Source organism: Pseudomonas sp. NPDC089554, from assembly GCF_050280645.1.
Classification (GTDB): Bacteria; Pseudomonadota; Gammaproteobacteria; order Pseudomonadales; family Pseudomonadaceae; genus Aquipseudomonas.
Map to the genome: position 1 here is coordinate 17,060 of NZ_JBNNVR010000006.1, position 17,639 is coordinate 34,698.

7 protein-coding genes are annotated in these 17,639 nt (G+C 63.0%); 5 read left to right on the plus strand and 2 right to left on the minus strand.

Going from position 1 to position 17,639, the window contains the following annotated elements:
- Positions 1–2: 2 nt before the first annotated feature.
- The gene (locus ACQKPE_RS03395; protein ID WP_427663357.1) at positions 3–8,774 is read right to left on the minus strand and encodes a neuraminidase-like domain-containing protein; all 8,772 of its coding nucleotides are present in this window, start codon (positions 8,772–8,774) and stop codon (positions 3–5) included.
- 357 nt (positions 8,775–9,131) lie between these two features.
- On the opposite strand from ACQKPE_RS03395, the gene ACQKPE_RS03400 reads away from it, so the two are divergent.
- The 5 genes from ACQKPE_RS03400 (at position 9,132) to ACQKPE_RS03420 (ending at position 16,827) form a co-directional block, all read left to right on the plus strand.
- A complete protein-coding gene (locus ACQKPE_RS03400; RefSeq protein WP_427663358.1) occupies positions 9,132–11,084 on the plus strand; it encodes a DNA topoisomerase III in 1,953 nt (650 codons plus the stop codon).
- A 203-nt stretch (positions 11,085–11,287) separates the two neighbouring features.
- Positions 11,288–13,459, plus strand: coding sequence for a type VI secretion system tip protein TssI/VgrG (gene tssI, locus ACQKPE_RS03405; protein WP_427663359.1), 2,172 nt, complete (start codon positions 11,288–11,290; stop codon positions 13,457–13,459).
- Positions 13,456–15,000 (plus strand): type VI lipase adapter Tla3 domain-containing protein, encoded by a 1,545-nt coding sequence (locus ACQKPE_RS03410; protein WP_427663360.1) that lies wholly within the window; start codon positions 13,456–13,458, stop codon positions 14,998–15,000. The genes tssI and ACQKPE_RS03410 overlap by 4 nt, the downstream gene beginning before the upstream one ends.
- A 108-nt stretch (positions 15,001–15,108) precedes the next feature.
- On the plus strand, positions 15,109–15,939 hold the full coding sequence (locus ACQKPE_RS03415; protein WP_427663361.1) for an alpha/beta fold hydrolase: 831 nt from the start codon (positions 15,109–15,111) through the stop codon (positions 15,937–15,939).
- A gap of 108 nt (positions 15,940–16,047) precedes the next feature.
- Positions 16,048–16,827: a TSUP family transporter gene (locus ACQKPE_RS03420; protein ID WP_427663362.1), complete on the plus strand. Its 780-nt coding sequence runs from the start codon at positions 16,048–16,050 to the stop codon at positions 16,825–16,827.
- On the opposite strand, the gene nudC is transcribed toward ACQKPE_RS03420, so the two are convergent.
- Positions 16,795–17,625, minus strand: coding sequence for an NAD(+) diphosphatase (gene nudC, locus ACQKPE_RS03425; protein WP_427663363.1), 831 nt, complete (start codon positions 17,623–17,625; stop codon positions 16,795–16,797). The genes ACQKPE_RS03420 and nudC overlap by 33 nt on opposite strands.
- Positions 17,626–17,639 lie beyond the last annotated feature (14 nt).

Genomic DNA, 17,639 nt, shown 5'->3' on the forward strand with positions numbered 1-17,639 from the left:
GCTCATTTGAAGACCGTGGCGGTGAACTGCACCGACACGAAGAGGTTGAGCAAGGCCGCGCTGTTGACATGACCGTTGCCATCGAGCAATACGGCCAATCCGGGGTTGGATTTCATCGTTTGCAGATCGAACAGCACCTTCCATGCCCCCGCGATCTGCTTGAGGGGGACGTTCATGTAGGCCACCTGCCCTGCCAGCCCCACATTGGTGACCGCTTGCTGGGGCTGCTGACCGGCCTGCAGCTTGAGGAAGCTGGAACTGGTCGGCAGCGTGATGCCGCTGGCGACCACCAGGGCCAGGTAGGCCTTGTCCACCACCAACCCGGTGGTGTTGGGCGGGAATATTTCGGCCGGAATCTCGAAGTCCAGGGCCTGCCATAACGGGTCGTGGGTGTCGGCGAGAAACGCCTCCCAGGCCTCGGGCTGGGCGGACGCCAGGCTGACCATCAGCGCGGTGCTGTAGGTCTGGCCGCCCAGGGCTTTCTCGACTGCCTCGCGCCAGGTCTTGCCACCGTCGGTGGCGGTGTAGCGCAGGTTCAGTTGCACATCTTCGATCTGCGAGAAATCGAACTGGTTGGTGTTCTTCGGCAACTGGTAATTCCAGTTGGAGACCGCTCCGGTGCCCTCGAAACGCTGCAGTTTCTCGCCATCCATGTAGAACTCGACGAAGGCGCCCTCGTCGGCCTCGCTGCGGCTGAGCGATACACTCTGGTTCGCGCGCCAGTCCACCCAGACATCGCCGCCCGGGTTGCCGGTGCCTTTGAGCATGTATTGCAGCCCCTTGTCGGTCGGCTCGCGCAGGATCTTGTTGGCGGTCTGGGTGAGGTTGGCGTGTACGCTGACCGGCAAGGCACCGTCGGCCCCCAGCAAGGTGACGCTGATCGCCTTGATACGGCGGCAGTAATGGCTGGGGAAGTCGAAGTCGAACAGCGCTTCGCTGAGGGAAAAGTCGGCCACCCCTTCGGCGCGCAGGCGAATCAATTGCGCCGGGTTGAGTTGCGAGAGGTGCAGGTTGCAGGTGATCTCCTGGTGCAGCACGTCCTTTTGCGAGAACGCGTAGTCCATGCGGTCGAGCACCAGGTTCAGGCTGGCACCGGCCATCAAGCCGCGCCGTGCCGGGTCCCAGGGGTCGGTTGTCAGGTAGGCGGTGGTATCGCCCAAGGCCCACTGCAAGGCACTCTGCGCAGCATTCACCGATTGCAGCGCCAGCTGGTAGGTCTGGTAGTACAAGGCCGTGGCACGGCTGACACGCCAGGCGTAGTAGTCCGGGTTATCGAACTTGCCCTGCAGGAACGCCTGCTGCGCCTGGGCGTTCTTCAGGTTGAGCTGGTAGGCCGCGTAGTCGGCCTTGCTGCTGGCAAGGTCAGCGCGGGCGTTGAGGATCTGCTGGTCGATCTGGGTCAGCTCCAGGCCCGCCTGGGTGGCCTCCTGCTGCCAGCCCTGTTTCAGGCGCTGGAACTGCCCGAGGGTGTCGCTCAGGTCCTTGGCGGTGTCCATTACCTCGGCGGTCTGGCGCCACATGCCCGAGGTCCGGTGCAAACTGCCCTCGATCTGCAAGCCGCCATAAGTCATGGCGAACGGCGACCCCACCTGGGGCGTCAATGCAGCAATCGCGGCGCCGGTTTCGAAACCGATGGCGACGAAGCCGCTGACGCGCGAAGCGATGCCCAAGGTGATGGACAGGATCTCGGCCGCGATCATGCCATCGCTCACCAGGTCGTCGTAATGCTGCTTGCGCTGCGCCGTCATCGCCCGCGTCGCCTGCACCGCATCCAAGGTGGCCTGGGAGGCCTTGATGCGTTGCTCGAACGACAACAACTGCGCACTGAGCAGCTGTTGCTCATGGGTCGATTGCAGCAACATCAAGGCTTCGCTGCTCTGCCCGCTCAGGGCCTGCTCCAACTCGCTGCCGAGCATCTGCAAGTCGCCTACCACCGAGCGGGCGTTGATCAGCAGCGTGCTGAAGCGCAAGGTCTGCGCCGTCGGCTCGCGCACCGCAAGTTCGGCAAAGCCGCCGCCTGAACCGCTGGCGGCGGCCCGTACCAGCGCCATCGGGTCGATGGGGGCGGCGAACAACGGCAGCAGCAAGGGGTTGCCGTCCAGGTCGAGGTTGTTGCGGATCTTGTACAGCCGGTCTTCGACGGTGTCCCAGCGGGCCAGGAGCATTTCGTTCTGCGGCACGCAGAAAAGCGCATCGATTTCATTGAAGGCGCCGCCCGTCATCGACACGGAATTGGCCAGTGCTGTGCCGCGAACCGCCAGCAGGTTCTCCATGTCCAGCAAGAATTGCGGGATGGCATCGGGATCGTTGCCATAGCGCTCGAGGATTTCGTTGAAGGTCACTGGCAACTGGTCGGTGCAGGGCCCGACGCTTTCCGGGCGCTGCCCCAGCAGGTCGCTGGCCATGACATACAACAGGTAGGCGGCATTGAGGTATTCGCGGGTCTTGCGCTGGAAGAAGCTGTCGCCCCAGGCCACCAGCAGGTCGATATAACTGGTGAACGTCGCCCGCTCGAAGGCACCGATACGCAGCTGGGCAATGGCATAGGGGTCGTAGGGGTCGCTGTTGTAGACCGCAATCTGCACCGGGCTGGTGAGGGTCTGCAGCAGCGATTGCTGGGTGTGGTTGCGAAACGGCTGGAAGCGCCAGAACTGGCAGGCCAGGCTGGCGGTCTGGTGGTTGAACAGCACCGCGCGCACCTGCTCGATCATGCGCGTACGCAGCAGCGGGTCGAGCACATCGGGGAACAGGTAGTCCAGGCCGGTGCGGCTGGTGTAGTCGCTGGACACCTGGTTCTGCTCGGTGATCACCCCGTGGCCCTTGAGCAGGTCGAACGTCTGGGCAGCCTGCGCAGCAGAGATGTCCGGCGTCTGGAAGTCGCTCGGCGACAGCGAGGTCAGGCGTTCACTGGGGTTGAAGATGTACTGCAACCAACCCAGCGCACCCTGGAAGTCACCGGCCTGGAACAACGCATCGGCGATCAGCCGCGGCGTGAAGAAGAACAGCTCCCAGTAATACAGGCCATAGACGCCGTCGAAGTCCACCTGGGTAGCGTCACTCAGGGCCGGAGGCCGTACCCGCTCGCCCGGGGCATAGCTGCTGAACGGCGTGGTCGCGATGATCGGCGCCTGCTGCTGGTGCAGGCTCAGCAACGCCGGTACCCCACCCTGCTGCAAGGCGGCCGACAGCTTCGGCACGGCCCCGGTGGTCATGCGGGTGAAGCGGTAGTACAGGTCATGCACGTCGCGCCGCCAGGTGTTGTCGTAGTACTGGCGCATGATCAGCGCCACCTCGGCGGTCAGCAGCGCCGCCTTGCTGGCCGACTCATCGGGGAACAGGTCGACGAGGTCGCGCACCGGGTCATAGCGCGAAGAGATGTAGCCTTGCGGGCCAATCGCCCGGCGCGCCACCAAGGTGTCGAACACATGCTTGGCCTGGGCCTGAGAGATGCCCATGCGCATGAACGACTGGGCGGTGATGATGATTTCATCGTCTTCGGCGTAGTAGGACACCAAGGTCATGGTCGGCAGGTCCACCAGCACGACGCGCACCTGGGCCGTCTTGATCTGGCGGCTGGGGGCCGGCTCGTCCGGGAACAGGTAGCTCAGGTCGTCGGTGCTCTGGAAGGGTTGCAGCAGGCGCCCTTTGCTATCGATCACCTTGTGCTGCGCCAACAGCACGAACGCTGCCTTGGACTCATCAGGGGTGATGTGGCTGCCAACGAACGACAACTCGGTGACCGACTGCGCAGTCGCCATCCCTATGGCCCGGGACTTCTCGTTGAGCGGCGGCGAGCGCGAGGTGTCCGGTGTCACCAGGAAGCTTTCACTGTTGACGTTGCCGACGAAGTGCGACGGCTGGTTCTTGATGACGAAGGTGGAGCACTGGCGGTTCGACAACCGGGAGAACAACACCGTGTCACCCATGGCGACGAACAGCTCCTGGCGAATCACGAACTCCACCGAGGCATGGTCGGGCGCACCATCGAGAATCAGCGACAAGTCGGTGGTGGAATTGAAGCTGGGGCGCACGTAGTCCCCCGCCTCCAGTATTCCAGCGGCGCGCAGGTCCTTCAGGGCCTGCTCGCCGGCACCCAGGCTCAGCTCGGTCATCAGGAAGGTAGCCACCTGTACTTCGCGCTGCTCGATGCTTGCCTGCAACAGGCAGTGCTTGGTCCACTGCCGGATGATTTCCACGTCGCGGCTTTCATCGCCGTTGAACAGGAAGCGGAAGTCGGCGTTGTTGTTGAACCCGGGCTGGACCACATACTTGCCAGCAGCGCTGCCAGCACTGAGGTAACCGGCGCTGAGCAGGTCGTTGATCAGTTGCTGTGCGCCAGCTTCATCGAGGCCTCGGAAAGCGATCCAGGCGGCGCTCATGGGCCTGCGCAGCAACGCGGTTTCGATGCTGTTGTTCCAGTCGCCGTAGTAATTGCTGCGAAACAGGTTGAGCGTGGGGCGCACGTAGAGGCGGTTCATCGCGTAGTCGTACAGCGGCTGTACGGTGGGCGGCACGCCGGTGGAATAGTTGTCTGCCAGGTTGAGGAACTCGGTACGCTGGAACAGGTAGTCCTTGAGCAGCTCGCGGTTGAGCAACATCGGCTCACGTAGGCCGACCACTCCACGGGACCCCGAGCCGATGGCCTGGTTGACGATGCGGCTGCGTCGGTAAACCTCCATCTCGAATTGCGCGACCGCCGGGTTGACCTGCCCGCTCAGCGGCGGCACCGTCGGAATGGGGATCAGCGTGTCATTGGACGTGTTCTCCAGGAACGGGCCATACAACACGGCGATCTTTTCATCGATACGCACGTCGTTTTCCGGGCCGATCGGCGCGGTACCGGCAAACAGCAATACATTGCACTTCTGCCAGAACAGGCTGTTGATGTTGAACAGTTCATAGCCCGACTGGGCGCTCAGCTTGACGTTGCTTGGCGCGGCGAAGATCACCTGCTCGGCGGCCAGGGTCTGGTCGCCGATCCAGGTGCCCTTGGCATCCATGAAGCTGTAGCGGATCGCGGCCTTGTACACCACGCTATTGCTTGACTGGGTGTTGCCCGTGTTGGGTGTCTCGATGGCCGTGCTGGACACCACGCTGGTTTCCACCCAGAACACGAACAAGCGGCCAAATGCATACACCGGCGTGACGTAGGGCGACTTGATCGTGACATCGATGGCGGTCCACTCGGACCAGTTGGCCTCGTGCTCCTGCTTGGCCCAGTAGTAGGCGTAGGGCTCGGTGGCGCTGCGGGCGAACACGTACAGGGTATCGATCTCGCCACGGCGTGGGTCGCTCACGGTGCCGCGGAAGGCATCGACGAACTGCAACGAGGCATAGCGGTCCAGGCCCTGCACATAGTTGCGGTAGACCTCCTCCACCCGCTGCGGGGTGATGTTGGTCTGCAGCAAGTCCGACTCCAGTTGCAGGAACAACGAGGTGCGCGAAGAACGCAGGGTGGGGTCGAGGTAGTTCTCTGGGTAGAGGAACACCCGGCGGTTAGCCTCCCACATGCGGTAGGTGGTCAGCCATTGCCACCACGCTTCGGGAATCGGCAACTGGGCGATACCGGGCTCGATATTGGCGCGCACCCGGTTCAGGTACATCTGCACCGAGGCCAGGGCCAGCACCACCCGGGAAGTCTGGTTGCTGCCGCCCATCTGCACATCCAGCAGCAGATAGCCAGACAAGTCATTGGCGCTGACGATCTGTGGCTGGCTGACCTCGTAGTACCACAGCAGGCTCGGCACCAGCACATCGCGCCGGGCCTCCAGCAGTTGCGCCTGGATACCCGCCACCACCTCGGTCCACGCTGAGCTGAAGTGAGCCGCCGCCGCGCCGTCGACCGCATTGGCCAACTGCTCCCAGGCTTGCCAGTGCGTGGCGCCGTCGTTGCCAGCCAAGGTCCACTGGCGGCTGTCGAGCAAGGACTGGTAGGCCGTTGCACCGAAGCCTGCGCGTTGCAACAGGGAGAAGACCGACGTCAATCGCAACAGCCCGGCGGTGTAGTCATACAGCAAGTCGGTCGCCTCCAGCGCGCCCAGCACACCGCACAGGTTTTGCTGCGACCAGCCGGTGAGCACGCACAGCGCCGCGGCTTTCTGGCCCTCGGAGCAGGTGGTGTCCGCCGGCATCGACAGGTACGCCAGGTAGGTGGCGTCGGTCAGCCCCAGGCGTTGCCGACTTTGCAGGTAGGTACTCATGGCTTGCAGCGTGTCGAGGCTGAACAGCGTCGCCCAGTTCAAGCCAAATACCGGCGCCATGCCCACCATCGCCGCGATCACCGGCACCTCCAGCGGCAGTGCCTGGCAAACCAGCAACAGCCGCGCCATGTCCTGCAACGCCTGGCGGCTGCGCTGCCAGGTAGTGTCGCCGTCAGCGCTGGGCGTCAGCAGGCAGGTGATCCAGGCGGTACGCTGCGGCTGCGCAGATACCATCGCGCCCAGCGCGGTAACCAACTCGACCGTCACGCCGAACAACGTACCCAGGCCGCTGTCGAGCACTTGCTGCTGGCTGAGATGGAAACGGTTGAGGGTTTGCAGCACCACCTGGGCCTCTTCGGGGCTCAAGCCCAGCGGCGCAAGCTCAGCGGCGCTGACCGGCAGCGGCACCAGGGCCATGTCCAACGTCGCGGCATTGGGCACGTGCTGGCGATAGGCGTTGCCTACCTCCACCGCAACCGGTGTGCTCAACTTGAGGATGGCCTCGTATAGCTGGGCCGCCCGTTCGGCACTGACAGTGGTGCCGATCAGGGCACCGGCGGTAAACAAGCTGGTCTGGGCCTGGGTCCAGATCGACAGCATCGCTTTGTGGGTGACCTGGCCGATGTCATCGGCCAGCTCGGCGAACTGCGGGTCCAGGAAGGCCTGGACTTGGTTCACGCTAAGGTTGCATTGCGCCAGCCAACCCGGAATCAGTAGCCAGCGCGCAACGGCCTGCGGGGCAATAGGCTGGGTCACGTCGACCTCGGCCCAGCCTGCGGTCACCGACAGATCCTCGACACCCAGCCCCATGACCTGCGCCAAGGACGCCAGGCGATACAGGGTCGACAGGTTGCCGACATCCAGCGCCACCTCATCGAGGCCTGGGAAGGCGATGGCGGCCAGTGCCTGCAAGTCGGGCGAGCTGACCCGCAGCCCTGCACGCAGGCGCGCGACATCGAAAGCGCTCGAGGTGGTGGTCCCGGCGGCCACATCCCAGGTCGCGACCGCGTCCTTGTACAGTGGGTTACCCGCATACACCGGGTGATAGGCACGGCCATCGCTCGCCAGCACGGCGGGGTTGTTCCACACCTGGTCGAACAGCGAAGCGCTGCCAGGCGCCCCACCCGACCCTGTGGTCGGCATGTCGGCCCACAAGGCCGAGGCCTGTGCCCAGGTCCACCCCAGGCCCTGCACCACGCCACGGGCCATGGCCAGGCTGGCGAGGGTGGCGTTGTCGAGCAGGTCCAACGCGAGGCTGCGCAGGCCATAGCCCAGGTCGGTGAACCCCAGGCCACTCCAGCGCGCCAGGCGGATATAGCGATTGAGCGCATCCAGGGTCTGCGGGGTGAGGTTGCTCAGGGTATCGGGGCTGTCATCGCCCAGCTGAATCTGCACCGACTCCCCTGCCGCCAGCGTACGGTTGAACCACAGGGAATGCGCCAGCCCCGCCGCCACTTCGGCCGGGGTCATGCCCTGGCGCGTCAGCTCGACGACCTCGGCGCGGGGCAAACCGGAGCGCTTGGAAAACACTGCCAGCTCCGACAAGCTGGCCAGGGTCTTGTCGCTGCGCAAACCCCAGGCGACTTTCAACTGCGCATCGCTGCCCAAGGGCAGGCCGACGAACGCGGCCTGCTCCTGGGACAGCCCCATTACCGCCAATGCCAAGGCGTGAGGGTCTGCCGAAGGAAAGTCACTGGTGCTGCCATACAAGGTCGCCAGGCTCAGGTCCATGCTCTGCAAGGTCAGCTCGACCTGCATCAGGCGTGAATTGAAGGGGGTGCCGAATGGATAGGTGGTGGTCGCCAGCAGCCAGGGAATGTCCGCCTGTTTGGTTTCTACCACCAGTTTATCGGTGAGCACCTGGTTGGCGATGGACAGGTAGGCCAGGGTGTCGTTGGTAGTGGCGCAGCTCAGCGGCAAGGTGAACAGGTCGTTACGCCGCGCTGCCAGTTGGTAGGCGGGTGGGATGCTTGCACGGTTGACCTGGCTCACGTAGGCATCGGTGATGCGCATGATGTCGACGTAGTAGGCGGCGGGCCCGAAGATCGATTTGCAGTCTTCGCAGGTGCAGAAGTTCTGGTTGCCGAACAGCTCGGCGTAACTCGGTAGGGCCTGCAGTTCTGCGAGGGTGTCTTCAGTCACCGTACTGACGCGAGGACGCGTAGTGGCCGACTGCGGCCGGGACGTGACCACGTTGGCCCAAACATGCGACACCTGATGTTTGACATGGCTGGCGCGGTCATGAAGTTGTTCGGCAAACGCATTCCCCAAGTGCTTCGCGACACGTTTGATAAAGGCGGGCTTGGGTAGTGCTGCAATATGGTGAGCGCTATGGAAACCTTGCCCCGCCAGCCATTGCGCCACATTTTGGCTACCGCTCAAGGGCAATAACCGTTGATGAGCGCGCAGCGCGTTTTCGACCTTTTTCGGAAGTGGCTTTGTTTTCAGTTTTTTATGACGGGCCCTGGCACTGTCCTGGGCAATAAAGTCAAACTCAGCCAAGTCGAACTCGGGATTTTTTGCGTAGAAATCCGCCAGAGCAGTGTCTGTGATCTTCATGGTCGTCCCTGCCATTTTTCCGGCATCCAATGCCTAAGCAAACTGTTGTTTTAATAGACTAAAACGAAAACAAAGAACGCTCTATCACAGCACTTATTTGGGCGCTGCCGTGCGCGTCTCTAACAGGGGGGCCCAATTAGAACGTATAGGCTAGCTGAAGTTCTTTAAAATCCAGCACTATAGTTATACTAAATGGCAATAAGCCACTAACCGCACTATCATTTATCGCAATTACTTGACAGGTAACCGTGTTAATACTGCCCTTGCACACTACGAAGCGGTAAGTCTTGATAATTGTTATGATTTTTTCGCAAACACACCTCTTCAATTGCGTATCCTAGCGCCACCTTCACCCAGGAAACGCCCACGGCCATGCGCCTGTTCCTCTGCGAAAAGCCCTCCCAAGCCAAAGACATCGCCAAGGTCCTCGGTGCCACGCGCAAGGCCGACGGCTGCTGGCAAGGCACTGATGTCTGCGTGACCTGGTGCATCGGCCACCTCCTGGAAACCGCCCCACCCGACAGCTACGACGCCCGCTACAAGCGCTGGAGCCTGGACGACCTGCCGATCATCCCGCAGCAGTGGAAGATGCAGGTCAAGCCCAAGACCGCCAGCCAGTTCAAGGCCGTCAAGCGCTTGCTGGGCCAGGCCCGGGAACTTGTGATCGCCACCGACGCCGACCGCGAAGGCGAGATGATCGCCCGCGAACTGCTCGAGCACTGCCGCTACCGTGGGCCGGTACAACGCCTGTGGTTGTCGGCACTGGACGACGCCTCCATCCGCAAGGCCCTGGACCGCCTGCGGCCCGGCCACGAAACCTTCAGCCTGTATCACTCGGCCCTGGGCCGTTCCCGGGCCGACTGGCTGATCGGCATGAACATGAGCCGCCTGTTCACCTTGCTGGGGCGCCAGTCCGGCTACCAGGGCGTGCTGCCGGTGGGCCGGGTGCAAACCCCTACCCTGCGCCTGGTGGTAGACCGTGACCGCAGCATTGCCGACTTCGTGCCGGTGCCGTACTGGGCCATCGAAGCCCAGCTCGAACACGCGGGCAGCGTCTTCAACGCCCAGTGGCGCGCCCCGGAAGACGCCTGTGACGACCAGGGCCGCTGCATCCGCCAGGAACTGGCGCGTCAGGCCGCGGCAGAAATGTCACAGGCTGCCAGCGCCCAGGTGCTCAAGGTCGAGACCGAACGCATGCGCGAGGTCGCGCCGCTGCCGTTCGACCTGGGTACATTGCAGGAGGTGTGCTCGAAGAAGCTCGGCCTGGGCGCCCAGGAAACCCTCGACATCGCCCAGGCCCTGTACGAAACCCACAAGCTCATCACCTACCCACGCAGCGACTGCGGCTACCTGCCGCTCAGCCAGCATGCCGAAGCCCCGGCGATTCTGTCGGCCCTGCAACGCGCCGACGCTAGCCTTGCCCCCCTGCAGCAACACCTCGAGCCCCAACGCCGCTCACGCGCATGGAACGACGCCAAGGTCAGCGCCCACCACGGCATCATCCCCACCGCCGCCGCCAGCGACCCCGCCCGCCTGCCGCCCAAGTACAAGGCGGTGTATACCCTGGTTCGTGCCCGCTACCTGGCGCAGTTCCTGCCCAACCATGAATACGACCGCACCCAGGCCGACTTCGACTGCGCCGGCCACGCCCTGCGTGCGGTGGGCAAGCAGATCGCCGAACCCGGCTGGCGCCGCGCCCTGCCCGAGGCGCTGACCCCGGCCAAGGGCCGCGAAGCCCCTGCCCCGCAAGTGCTGCCAGCACTGCGCGAGGGTCTGGACTGCTCACTGCGCGACCTGCAGCTCAAGGACCTGTGGACCCAACCGCCCAAGCCCTTCACCGAAGGCGACCTGATCAAGGCAATGAAGAACGTCGCCAAGCTGGTGGATGACCCACGCCTTAAGCAGAAGCTCAAGGAAACCACCGGCATAGGCACCGAGGCCACCCGCGCCAGCATCATCCAAGGCCTGCTCGACCGCGGTTACCTGGTGAAGAACGGCAAGGCCCTGTCCGCCACCCCTGCCGCCTTCAGCCTGATCGACGCCGTGCCCCGCGCCATCGCCGACCCCGGCACCACGGCCATCTGGGAGCAGGCACTGGACATGGTGCAAAGCGGCGAAATGACCCTGGAAGAGTTCGTTACCCGCCAGTCCGTCTGGATGGGCAAGCTGGTGCAGCGCTACGCGGGTATGCGCCTGGTCATCAACGGTCCGCCCGTACCTGCCGGTGGCAAGGGCGCGCCGTGGAAGAAAAAGCGCAGAACCACAGGCAAGGCCAAGGCCAGCGGCAGCGCGCCACGCAAACGCACAGCGCGCAAACCTGCCTGATCGCACTGGGCAATGAAGCTACGCGCCAGTAGGTTCATGGCGACCGTCCACAGCACCTCGATAGGATCGCAGGTTCGACAGTACGTGCCGCTAATGGAATGACCGTCACGGCTTGACAAACTCTTTAGCGCCTCGATGGGTTCGGTGCTCGCCGAGCCCTGTGATAACTTCCGCGGCTCGTTTTGCCAAGGAATACAACGTCGATGGAATTGACGAAGCTCTTTACGGCACAGAACCGCCGGCTGATCAAACTCACCACCCCCCTCCAAGATGACCAGGCGCTGTTGCTGGAGCACTTCAGCGGCAATGAAGGGTTGTCCACGCTGTTCAAGTTCGAGCTGGCGCTGATCAGCCAGGATGCCGGGCTCGAACTCAAGTCATTGATGGGCCAACCCGCCCGACTGGACATCGAACTGGCCGATGGCGACGTGCGCTATATCCATGGCCACATCACCCAGTTCAACCTGCTGGGCAGCGACGGCGGCCTGGCACGTTACAGCGCGACACTGAGCCCCTGGCTGTGGATGCTGACGCGGCGCGTGGATTCGCGGATCTTTCAGGAGCAGACCGTTGAAACGGTCATCCGCACGGTTTTCGAGCATTACGGCGGGTTGGGCACATTCGAGTTCCGCCTGTTCAAGCCGCTCAAATCCCACAGCTACATCACCCAGTATCGCGAAACCGACCTGAATTTCGTGTTGCGCCTGCTGGAGCAGGATGGCCTGTTTTTCTACTTCGATCACAGCAAAGACGGGCACCGCCTGATCATCACGGATCAATCCCAGGCCCTGGAAGCGTTACCCGAACAACCGCAGATCCGTTACCACAGCGCCTTCGTCACCCAGACCAGTGACGCGATCACCCAATGGCGCAGCCACCGGGCTTTGCAATCGGGCAAGATGGCCATCCAGACCTTCGATTACCAGCAGCCAAGACATCGGTTGCCCATCCAACTGGACAGCCTCAATGAACAGGGCGATGTCCCCGCCTACGAGGTCTACGATTTTTTCGGTGCCTACAGCCATCGCCTGCCTGAGGAAGGCGAGTCGCTGGTCCGTCGCCGTCTGGAGGCCATTGAAGCCCAGGCCAAGACCTTCACCGGCAGCAGCAACTGCAGGGCCATGCGTGCGGGCTACAGCTTTGAACTGACCCACCACTTCAACCATGAAGGCGGCGCGGCAGAGGCGCGCCAGTTCCTGCTGGTGTCGGTCGAGCATCGGGGGCGTAACAACTACTTTTCGGATGAACCCGCCGCTTACGACAATCAGTTTGTCTGCATTCGCCAGAGCATTCCTTATCGCCACCCGATCACTGTGCCGCGCCCCACTATCAATGGGCCGCTCAGTGCGATCGTGGTCGGGCCGCAGGGCGAAGAAGTGTTTACCGACGAGCTGGCGCGCATCCAGGTCAGGTTCCACTGGCAGCGCGGCGACAGCCTGCCGCAGGGCACCACCTGGGTGCGGGTAGCGATGCCCAGCGCTGGCAGTGGCTTCGGCCATCAGTTCTTGCCACGTATCGGCCAGGAAGTGCTGGTCACCTTCCTGGCCGGCGATATCGACCGTCCGGTGGTCACCTCGGTGCTGTACAACGCCGAGCAAACACCGCCGCGTTTCAGCAAAGCCGCAGGCCTGCCCGGCAACCGCGCGCTCTCCGGCATCCAGACCCAGGAGCACAAGGGTCGGGGTTTCAACGAGCTGTTGTTCGATGACACACCGGGCGCCTTGCGGGCCCGCGTCGGTACCACGCACCACGCCACGGCACTGAACCTGGGCAAACTCACCGAGCCGCGTACCGACGGCCAGGCCAAGGCCCGTGGCAACGGCGCCGAATTGCGCACCGACGCCGCGATTGCCCTGCGTGCCGCCCAAGGCCTGTTGCTGACCACCTATGCACGCCAGGACGCCACGGGGGCGCAACTGGACCGCGAAGAACTGCTCAAGCTGCTGACCGAGTGTGGGACGCTGTTCAAAGACCTCGGGCAAACCGCCGCCGCACGAGGCGGGGCCAAGGTGGACAGTAACGGCTTCGACGCCTTGCGCCAGGCCCTGCAACAGTGGCCAGCGCCCGACAGTGACAGCCCTGGCGAACCACTCGTGGCCGTTGCGGCTGAAGCGGGTATTGGCCAGGCTCACTGCCTGGATGACCCGGCTATGCGGGAGGTGTTGGTGGCGGTTGCGGATTGGAAGATTGATGAAGAGAGATTTGCAGTAATCACTAAATTACCGGGTTGGGCGAGACTGAGTGAGGACGCTCAAGCACTGGTGAAGGCCAGTCATGAATATTATGAACTGGGTCAGTTTCCACCTCCTGCTTTGGTATCGCTAACGCCACCGTCCCTGGTAACCAATGCCCCTGGCGAGGACGTTGGCCGATGAAGAACAACCAGCCCCTCGTTAAGTCACGACCCAACCTGAAACCTTATCTGCTGATCGCCGGGGTGCTCATTGTGCTCTGGCTCGGCTTCATCTGGATTGTCCAACTCAAAGCACAGGAAACTGGCATGGTACTTCGCGACATGAAACCCGCCCTGACCTGGGGCGTTGCTGCGATTGTCGGCTCGCTATTGCTGATCTTCACCATTCACTGGTGGGGCAAAGCCGTGGCCAATGAGAAAGCAGAGCTTGCCGCTTATAAAAATGAGATAGAAACCAAAAACGCCGAGCGGCAGGCCACCCAGGCTCGGACCTACGCCCTGGAAATTCGGGGGGCGGGGCTCGCAATCCACCAAGATGGCCAGTCCAAAATCTGGCAGTTCATAAAAGATAAAAACGACAACTTCTCTTCGATCTACTCGAGGAACGCAAAGGACTACGAAGAAGGCTTACTCTTCAGGGAAGACTCCGCAAGAATCAAAGTCCGTATCGCATTCAAGAACTCGGCAGGTGAAGCAGTGGCGTATTGGCCGATCCCGGTGTTCGCGCTAGGGCCGCCGGCTCCCTACGATGACACTTTCACTGCGGCGGGCCTGATCAATACAGGGCGTAATGCTGCGACCTTGGGTGTTACCCAGTTTCTCTGGCAAGACGATGAAAGCACGACCCATGCTCAAGGCATGATCGAGCGATTGTTCACCTTTTTTGACGATAACCCCAAGGTGCCACAAGCCTTGATCGCGAGCCGGGACGGTGACGTAACGCGAAACGGTTATCGCCAACCCGGCACACCGGGATTACAAAACGGCCACGTGGTTCCGACGATCTACGAAAGCATGACGGGCCTGCTCGTCACCCGCTCGGACCGAGTGGACCGCTACATTCGCCCCTTCGTCACCCACGAAGTCGAGAACAATCAGAACAAGAACACCGACCTGGGCAAGTTGTGGGCGTTTTATTGGGACCAGAGCAAGGCATTCAGAGATTGGTATAAAGCCGCCGAGCACGCCAAAGGTAATAAAGTCTTGCTAGCCCCGAGCACCATGCCCACCACCTACTGGCAATCGCAACTCCCCACCCTCTGGAAAACCATCAGTAACCGCGGCCCCGGCCATTTCGAACCGTCCCCCTGGCTGCCCGTCCGCTGGACCGAACACCAGCTCAAGGAGTTCGACGCCGCACCCGTACTGGGCTATCTGCACCGCCCGATCAAGGTCTCGATGCAGGACGAAAACGGCAAGCGCCTCAAACCCGCGTTGCAGACCAGGGCCTTGCAAGCCGCTTGGCTCAAGGCCCTCGACACCCTGCCCGATGGGCAAAAACCGGTGCGCGTGTTCTACGACACCACCGACACCCTAGACACGGAAATCGCCCTGACCCTCGCCTTGCACGCCCTCAATACCGATGGCCATGGCCTGGACCTGGGCGTTGTCGACGAGGGCTATAACATCGGTCGGCGCCTGGGCAATAGGCTGCATCTGGCTTGTCCAACTCAAAGCACAGGAAACCGACTGTGCTGCCCCAGAAAGGTTGAACAGTTTTAGCCAGCACCTCTCGCCATTTCTCCTATTCTCATAGCTCGCTTCGCCCGACCTACCGCCCCCGCAACACCTTCTCGTTCCTCAACGCAAAACCACACAGGAGCAGCGAACATGGGATACGTCACCACGAAGGACGGCGTCGACATTTTCTACAAAGACTGGGGCCCGCGCGGCGCACCGGTCATCCACTTCCACCACGGCTGGCCCTTGAGCTCGGACGACTGGGACGCGCAAATGCTGTTCTTCCTCGCCCAAGGCTTTCGCGTGGTGGCCCACGACCGCCGTGGCCACGGGCGCTCCAGCCAGGTCTGGGACGGCCACGACATGGACCACTACGCCGACGATACCGCCGCCGTGGTGCAGCATCTCGGCACCCAGGGTGCCGTGCATGTGGGCCACTCCACCGGCGGCGGCGAAGTGGTGCGCTACATCACTCGCCACCCCGAGGACAAGGTCGCCAAGGCGGTGCTGATCGCTGCCGTGCCACCGTTGATGGTGCAGACCGCAGCCAACCCCGGCGGCCTGCCCAAGTCGGTGTTCGACGGTTTCCAGGCCCAGGTGGCCAGCAACCGCGCGCAGTTCTACCGCGATGTGCCGGCCGGGCCCTTCTACGGCTACAACCGTCCCGGTGTCGAGGCTGCGGAAGGGGTCATCGCCAACTGGTGGCGCCAGGGCATGATCGGCAGCGCCAAGGCCCATTACGATGGCATCGTCGCCTTCTCGCAGACCGACTTCACCGAAGACCTCAAGCGTATCCAGCAGCCGGTGCTGGTGATGCACGGCGACGACGACCAGATCGTGCCGTACGAGAACTCCGGACCGCTGTCGGCCAAGCTGCTGCCCAACGGCGAGCTAAAGACCTACAAGGGCCTCCCCCATGGCATGCCGACTACCCATGCCAAGGTGATCAACAAGGACCTGCTCGACTTCATCCGCAAGTAACCGATAAGTCTCATGGTCTAATCCTGGCGGGCACCACCCCGCCAGGATTACCATGTGCAGCTCTGGCGTGGCCTTTTGCCGCGCCCTGCCTTCCCTGCCCTGACTGCCATGCCTTTCGAACTCTCCGTAGAACCCCATGTCCTGCTGATTCTCGCTGCCGTCGCCTTCGTCGCCGGCTTCATCGATGCCATCGCCGGCGGCGGCGGGCTGCTCACCACCCCGGCCCTGCTCACCGCCGGCATGCCGCCGCACCTGGTGCTGGGCACCAACAAGCTCAGTTCGACCTTCGGCTCGGCCACCGCCAGCTTCGCCTACTACCGGCGCAAGCTGTTCCAGCCTGTGAAATGGCGGCGCGCGCTGTGGGGCACCTTGGTCGGGGCGCTGCTGGGCGCGACCATCGCCCACTACCTGCCTGCCGAGTGGTTGAACCGCATGCTGCCAGTGATCGTCTTCGCCTGCGGCCTGTACCTGCTGTTCGGCGGCACGCCCAAGGCGCCGCTGGATGCCGACGTACCGATCAAGAAGAAATGGCAGCTGCCACAGGGCTTCACCCTGGGCTTCTACGATGGCGTGGCCGGCCCCGGTACCGGCGCGTTCTGGACCGTCAGCACGCTGCTGCTGTACCCCATCGACCTGGTGCGTGCCAGCGGCGTGGCGCGCAGCATGAACTTCGTCAGCAACGTCGCGGCGCTGACGGTGTTCATCATTTCCGGGCAGGTGGACTACGTGGTCGGCCTGGCCATGGGCCTATCGGTAATGGTCGGGGCGTTCTTCGGCGCACGCACAGCGATCAGCGGCGGCAGCAAGTTCATCCGCCCGGTGTTCATCACCGTGGTTCTGGCCTTGACCGTGCGCCTAGCGTGGCAGCACTGGTTCGGGCAGGCCTAGCCGCCGCGCGACATAGAGGTCGATCAAGTACCGCGCAATCGACCTGCCGGCCGGCAGCGGCGGCAGTTCGTGCACGTTGAACCACTGCGCATCCTCGATCTCGTCCGGCTGCATGACGATCTCGCCGCCCGCGTACTCGGCATGGAAACCCAGCATCATCGAATGCGGGAACGGCCAGCACTGGCTGCCGACGTACTGGATGTTCTGCACCTCCACCGCCACTTCCTCGCGCACCTCGCGTGCCAGGCAGTCCTCGGCCGACTCGCCTGGCTCGGCGAAGCCTGCCAGGGTGCTGTACACGCCGGTGACGAAGCGTGGCGAGCGCGCCAACAGGATCTCGTCGCCCCGGGTGACCAGCACGATCATGCTCGGTGAAATGCGCGGGTAGCTGCGCAAGTCGCACGGCTGGCAGTACATCGCCCGCTCCCAACGGATTTGCGTCATCGGCTGGCCACAGCTGCCGCAGAAGCGGTGCTCGCGCGCCCAGGTGCCGATCTGCGCGGCGTAGCCGAGCAGCTTGTAGGTGTCGAAGTCGCCTTCGAGCATGAACTGGCGCAGCCCGCGCCAGCTGCAACCGTTCACCTCGCCCGCCGTGCGCAGTTCCAGCAGGAACACCGGCTGGCCATCGAAGTGGCCGATGCCGTGCTCGCACAACACGTCGAGGTCCTGGCGCTTGAGCCAGTCACGGGGGAACAACGCACCGTTGTCGTCCACCAGGAAACCCGCCGGGCTGCGGGCCACGGCCCAGCCGCCGGTGATCTGCGGGTCGAGTACTGCGGTAGTCCAGCGTGACGACATGTTGCGGTCCTTTC

Coding starts and splice junctions, on each gene's coding strand:
- ACQKPE_RS03395 (WP_427663357.1), bottom strand. CDS start 8,774: ATGGCAGGGACGACCATGAAGATCACAGACACTGCTCTGGCGGATTTC.
- ACQKPE_RS03400 (WP_427663358.1), top strand. CDS start 9,132: ATGCGCCTGTTCCTCTGCGAAAAGCCCTCCCAAGCCAAAGACATCGCC.
- tssI (WP_427663359.1), top strand. CDS start 11,288: ATGGAATTGACGAAGCTCTTTACGGCACAGAACCGCCGGCTGATCAAA.
- ACQKPE_RS03410 (WP_427663360.1), top strand. CDS start 13,456: ATGAAGAACAACCAGCCCCTCGTTAAGTCACGACCCAACCTGAAACCT.
- ACQKPE_RS03415 (WP_427663361.1), top strand. CDS start 15,109: ATGGGATACGTCACCACGAAGGACGGCGTCGACATTTTCTACAAAGAC.
- ACQKPE_RS03420 (WP_427663362.1), top strand. CDS start 16,048: ATGCCTTTCGAACTCTCCGTAGAACCCCATGTCCTGCTGATTCTCGCT.
- nudC (WP_427663363.1), bottom strand. CDS start 17,625: ATGTCGTCACGCTGGACTACCGCAGTACTCGACCCGCAGATCACCGGC.